This is a genomic window from Acinetobacter sp. YH12201 (assembly GCF_013418145.1).
GTDB lineage: Bacteria > Pseudomonadota > Gammaproteobacteria > Pseudomonadales > Moraxellaceae > Acinetobacter.
Window position 1 is genome coordinate 23,659 of sequence record NZ_VPCP01000045.1, and the last position, 6,000, is coordinate 29,658.

Annotated in this window: 5 protein-coding genes; 1 reads left to right on the plus strand and 4 read right to left on the minus strand. The window is 40.1% G+C overall.

The genetic code is table 11. The annotated features are described in order from the left end of the window. Nucleotides 1-29: 29 nt before the first annotated feature. The 4 genes from FTU91_RS10045 to FTU91_RS10060 all read right to left on the minus strand — a co-directional run bounded on the left by FTU91_RS10045 (nucleotide 30) and on the right by FTU91_RS10060 (nucleotide 4,744). A complete protein-coding gene (locus tag FTU91_RS10045) occupies nucleotides 30-734 on the minus strand; it encodes an FKBP-type peptidyl-prolyl cis-trans isomerase (protein WP_180082080.1) in 705 nt (234 codons plus the stop codon). Between the two features lie 273 nt (nucleotides 735-1,007). After that, nucleotides 1,008-3,218, minus strand: coding sequence for a polysaccharide biosynthesis tyrosine autokinase (locus FTU91_RS10050; RefSeq protein ID WP_180082081.1), 2,211 nt, complete (start codon nucleotides 3,216-3,218; stop codon nucleotides 1,008-1,010). 18 nt (nucleotides 3,219-3,236) lie between these two features. After that, entirely contained in the window at nucleotides 3,237-3,665 is a 429-nt protein-coding gene (locus tag FTU91_RS10055) for a low molecular weight protein-tyrosine-phosphatase (protein ID WP_180082082.1), read from the minus strand. Beyond that, nucleotides 3,665-4,744 (minus strand): polysaccharide biosynthesis/export family protein, encoded by a 1,080-nt coding sequence (locus FTU91_RS10060; RefSeq protein WP_180082084.1) that lies wholly within the window; start codon nucleotides 4,742-4,744, stop codon nucleotides 3,665-3,667. Before FTU91_RS10060 ends, FTU91_RS10055 begins: the two co-directional genes overlap by 1 nt. Before the next feature lie 412 nt (nucleotides 4,745-5,156). Between FTU91_RS10060 and FTU91_RS10065 the strand changes: the two genes are divergently transcribed. After that, a partial coding sequence (locus FTU91_RS10065; RefSeq protein ID WP_180082083.1) for a nucleotide sugar dehydrogenase occupies nucleotides 5,157-6,000 on the plus strand: 844 nt, incomplete at its 3' end.

Genomic DNA, 6,000 nt, shown 5'->3' on the forward strand with positions numbered 1-6,000 from the left:
AAGGAGAGCAACAGCTCTCCTTAAAATTTTTATTTTACTTTAATCAGTTCAACATCAAAAATCAGGGTGCTATTGGCAGGAATTGTGCCCGGAACACCTTGTTCGCCGTAGCCTAATTGTGAAGGAATATAAAGGGTGGCTTTACCGCCTTCTTTCATCAGTTGCAGGCCTTCAGTCCAACCGGGAATGACCTGATTAAGCGGGAATTCAATCGGTTGGCCACGTTCAATCGAGCTGTCAAATACCTTGCCATCGACCAGTTGGCCTTTGTAATGAACGGTAACCACAGAACTAGCAGTCGGCTGTTTACCTGTACCTTCTTTGGTGATTTTGTACTGCAAGCCTGAAGCCGTGGTTTTCACACCTGGTTTTTTCGCATTTTCAGCCAAGAAATTGTCACTTGATGATTGAGCTGTTTTGGCTTGGTCCAGCTGTTTCTGTTGCATCTCTTTTTGGAACTGCTGATAGGCTTGTTGAAGTTCTTGTTCTGTATAAGCCGGTTTATTACGAGCATGCCCTTCACGTACACCTGTAACAAAACTGTTAATGTCTAATTCAGGCGGGGTTTGATGTGCGACTTCATAACCGAGCGCATAACTGATTTTTTCAACAGCAGAGGCATTTTTTGATGCTTTTGATGTCACGGTAGCCGGGTTTTGAGTTGCATAATAAACAGGTACAAGTGCAGCACCGCCTAAAAGAACAGCGACAGCGATGGGTAAGGCTTTACTCATAGGTTTTCCCAAAATCATTTTATATTAAAAAAGTTGCATTAATTTTAGCAGACTTTTCTATGCAGCACGTTTCGAGCGAATCGTGGTGTACAGAAATCCAATATATTCTTATCAACCCAACTATTCTATAACAGGCTGAATATAGAAAACATTTCTCATACAATAAAATATCTGTTTTTTATTTCCATAAAAAATAAGCCTCAAAAGCAAAAGCCAGTGATTTCCCACTGGCTTTCAGCCTACAGCGCTTTAAACGATATCGATGAAAAAGATTTAATCATTGTCTTTTGAGGCTTTATAACCATAAGTATAGTTATAGCCATAGCCATAGCCATAGCCATAGCCATAGCCATAAGCGCCCGAGCCACGTTGAATATCATTCAAAATAAAGCCATTGACCTTAACATTGACTTGTTCAAAACGATTGACAGTTAATTCCAGTTCTTTCATCTGTGATTTTGCATATCGTGCGATGACTAAATTCACACCCGCATATTGTGAAATGATAATACCGTCTGTTACTGCCAGTACAGGTGGGGTATCGATAATAACGTGATCATAACGGGGTGAAATTTGTTCTAGAAGTTCCGAGAATTTTGCCGAACTTAAAAGCTCTGAAGGATTCACCGGACTTTTACCACGGGTAATTACATCCAGGTGGGGAACGTCAGTGGATTTAACAATACTTTCAAGTGTTTGTTGACTATTTAAATATTCAGCCAAACCGGATTGGTTGTCATGGTTGAAATACTTATGTAAATAACCACGACGCATATCACCATCAATAATTAATACCCGCTTATTACTTTGCGCCAAAATTGTCGCTAAGTTTGCTGAAATAAAAGATTTACCCACTTCAGGGGAAGGACCAGCAATCATGATGATATTGTTTTTGGCGTTGCTTAAAGCAAAGTGAATGGCAGTACGCATGCTACGTAAGCTTTCGATGGCAATATCATCGCTATTTTTAATGGCTAAAATAGGAATATGCTTTTTCTTTTTCAGAAGCTTAATCCGACTTTCTTGGATTGGTGAGCGGGGAACTGTGGCATAGACCGGTAAATCCAGTTCATTTTCAATTTGGTCGGCATCTTTAATCCCTGAATGCATCATACTGCGTAATAAAGCCAGTAATGTTCCCAAAAAACCGCCCAGGAAGATGGATAAAATCAGAATCTGGAATTTCTTCGGCGCAATTGGGTTAATTGGTAATATGGCTGTATCTACAACCCGGACATTGCCAATTTCACCGGCTTTGGCAATACGTAATTGTTGGTATGAGTTAAGCAGGGCGGTATAAAGCTGCTGTTTGACTTCAACTTCACGGTAAAGCTGCAAATAGCGGCGTTGCAAATCTGGTAACTGTTTTAAGGTGCCGTTCAGCTCGGCAATTTTCTTATTAATTGCACCCAGTTGAGCATTCATTTGCTCCATCACCGGATGTTCATTGGTGTATTTTGCAGAAGCTTCCGCCAGTTTCTGCTCCAGTTCAGCTTTGGAGGTTTCAAGCTGAATGCTCTGGGTTAAATACAGTTCGGATTCTTTAGTCACATCAACAGTATTATACTGTTGGCGGAATTTGTTGAATTCGCGTTCAGCTACATCAAGCTGCTGTTTTAATTCTGGTAACTGCTCTTCAAGAAATTTAAGCGTTTGTGCGGTTTCAGCGGAGCGACGTTCAATATTTTGGTGGCTATAGGCAACCAGAATTGAGTTAAGGACTTTGGTAATATGCTCTTTGTCTTGACCTTGATAATTTAGGCCCAAGATGCCGGTCAGTTTGCCTTTTTCGGCCACAGAATAGTTATTTGTGATTGAACCCATTGCTGCGGGTAAAGACATTTTTTGAATATTATAGCTGTCTTTTAATGGGTCTTGAGTGTAAATGGCAACTTTCCAGGTTCCGGATGCTGAGCTGTGTTGGCTCTCCTGGTTGATCGGACCACTAATAACCACTTGCTGGGTTGCTGTATCTGTTAGAGTGAATTTATTGTCATTAAAATTAAGCAGCAAATTTTTGTCTAAATAGTCAGGTGGAACTTCAAACTTGCGAACCTCAAAGGACTGGGCATCATCCTTAAATAAAACAGATTTGTTTTGATATTGGGTTTGATAATCATGGGGGTGTAATAAACGATCAAAAAAACTGTTTTCTGTGCCTGAAATTTTTAAATCGAGATTTAAGTTTTTAATAACAGAACCCAGTACCAAACGGGATTTGAGCAGTTCTATTTCAGCTTGAGCTGGTTGCTTCTGCTCAATCATATTGGATAAATCACCCAATAAAGCAGCAGAGGTTCCCTTACTTTCCTCTACTTGTACCAGGGCATCCACTGAATAGGTATCCGGCGTTGTTTTTAAATACAGCAGTGCAGAAACCAGACTTAAAATGATGCAGAGTGCTATCAGTTTCCATTGCGCAATCAGTGAAAAGAAGAGTTCTTTTAAATCAATAGTATCTTCAGTATTGGTATTTTGGCTCATAATTTTGCTATCAAAAAGTTAAATATGTTGTGTCCAGTCGCTAATACAATCCCGTATTAACTGACAGGTTTCATCAAAGACCAATTGCTCATGCTGGTAAGGGTCAGGAACGTTTCTGCCTTGCCAATGCCCTAAGCGGAAAGTTTTTCCTTTCGCAAAAGGCCAGGTCTGCTCTATATGCTTTTGCTGATTTTGACTCATGACTAGAATCAGATCGGCCTTTTTAATCAAATTGGCATTCAGTTTTTTGGCAATATGCGCGCTCATATCAATGCCTAGGCGCTGCATACACAGGCTAGCTTTTTGATCTGCAGCATGACCGGTTAAACCGGAAATACCTGCAGACTCAATATGCAGTTGCGGATACTGTTGTTTTAAGAAATATTCAGCCATCGGACTACGACAGATATTGCCTACACAAACCACGAGAATATTCTGAATTTGCATTATTGCCCCAGGCGATCCAAATTATAAAGTGCATTCGAGAAAGGAATAATTTGGTTGACCACACGTTGCCAGCGGGCTAAACCTGAAGCATCGACATAGACAATATCATTGCTGCGCATTTTGAATTTATTGGCCAAACCAAAATCGGCAATACTGGTTAAATCTAGTTGATACACTTCTGTGGAGGTATCTACAGCATTGCTACGGACGACATAAATTTTACTTCGACTTGCAGACAGCGGATTTAAACCTAAACTTTCACCTAAAACATCACTTAAACTCATACCTTGATCGCGCATTGGCAGGGATTGGTTTTTACCCGATTCACCCATGACGTAAATTTTTTGGTTTTCACGTGAATTGACATATAAAGTGTCATTGGGTTGGATCAGCAGGTTATGTAAGGACAGTCCGGCTTTTTCCAGCTCAATACTATTGAGCTGATAGCTCCGGCCCTGTCTGACCAAGGTAATCGAGGTGTTATCGCCTTGTTGCGTATTCACCCCACCTGCCATGCCTAAAGCGGTATATACACTGACAGGTTGATCACTGAGCGCAAATTGTCCACCTTTCATCACATTGCCTTGTACCGAAAAGCGTTGACCTTGATAAGACAATACCCGGGCAATCACATCCGGTGTTTTTAAATAACGAGACAGCTGGTTGCGTAATTCCTGATTAACCTGTGTTAATGATTTTCCTGCTGCTTTATAACGGCCAATCATAGGAAACTGGATATAGCCATTTTGGTCAATTTGATAACCATTGGCCTGAGCAGATTGTTCACTACTAATTGAACTTGTAGGCGGGGTTATGTCTGGATAAGCCCAAAGATAAATAGAAAGAATATCTCCAGGACTCAATTTATAATTTTTATGGGAAGTATGAAATAAATGGGCATAATCCTGACGAATATTAATTTCAGCCGGCTGCACGGCAAACAGCGATTCTTGAGTGAGTTTGATTACATTGACTTGAGTGCCCAAATCCGTTTGATAAACCCCTTCACTAGGTAAATCATAAGTTTGTAAACCAGAAGTGATTGCACAACCAGTCATTCCTAAACTCAGTGCAAACATAACGCTATAACGGTAGTAACTCACTCGAAATCCTGTTTATAAAAATAATTTGAAATTAATATATGGGCGTAACTTGTCCAATAAATGAAATTTGAACAATAATATTTTATACCATTAATGTTTTGTTACCTAGTCTAAGATGTTGTTGAATCGTAAGATGTTGGGTATAGGTGTGGAAATACTACTGGGTTATCTTTAAATAAGAAATAGCAAGAAAATTAAATTTATTTATTGTGTGATGTTTTTGGCGTTTATCAACCCTGATTTTAAGATTGGCATAAATTGCCCGTTTGAATGATCTCTCCTATAAAGACAATATTTTACAATTAAAATTACTGCAATTTCTGTTATATTATAATGCTATTTACAACGTCACGATGATCAAGAATTCATCGATCGCATAGGCTTCTATATGTTACAACTCTCTGAACTGAAAATAGCAATTATTGGGCTAGGTTATGTCGGTTTACCCTTAGCTGTAGAGTTTGGAAAACAGGTTTCTGTTGTTGGTTTCGATATTCATCAAAAGCGTATTGATGAATTAAAAAGCGGTCAAGACCATACCTTAGAGGTCTCACCTGAAGAATTAAAACAATCTACTTATTTAACCTATACTGCAAATCTAGAAGATCTAAACGACTGCAACTTCTTTATTGTTACCGTACCGACCCCGATTGATGAATATAAACAGCCGGATCTGACGCCACTGGTCAAAGCCTCGCAAAGTATTGGTAAAGTTCTGAAAAAAGGCGATATTGTTGTTTATGAGTCAACGGTTTATCCGGGAGCCACTGAAGAAGTCTGCATTCCTGAATTGGAAAAAGTATCCGGTCTAAAATTCAATCAGGATTTCTTTGCGGGTTATAGCCCAGAGCGCATTAATCCGGGTGACAAATTGCACCGCGTGACCAATATTCTTAAAATCACTTCAGGTTCTACGCCTGAAGTCGCGGATTTTGTCGATCAGGTCTATAACCTGATTATTGAAGCCGGCACTCATAAGGCATCCAGCATTAAAGTGGCTGAAGCGGCAAAGGTGATTGAAAATACCCAGCGGGATGTCAATATTGCGCTGATTAATGAGCTGGCCTTGATCTTCAATAAAATGGAGATTGATACTGAAGCGGTACTTGAGGCTGCAGGCACGAAATGGAACTTCCTGCCGTTTCGTCCGGGTCTGGTCGGCGGGCACTGTATCGGGGTCGATCCGTACTATCTCACCCATAAAGCGCAAGCGATTGGTTATCACCCTGAAA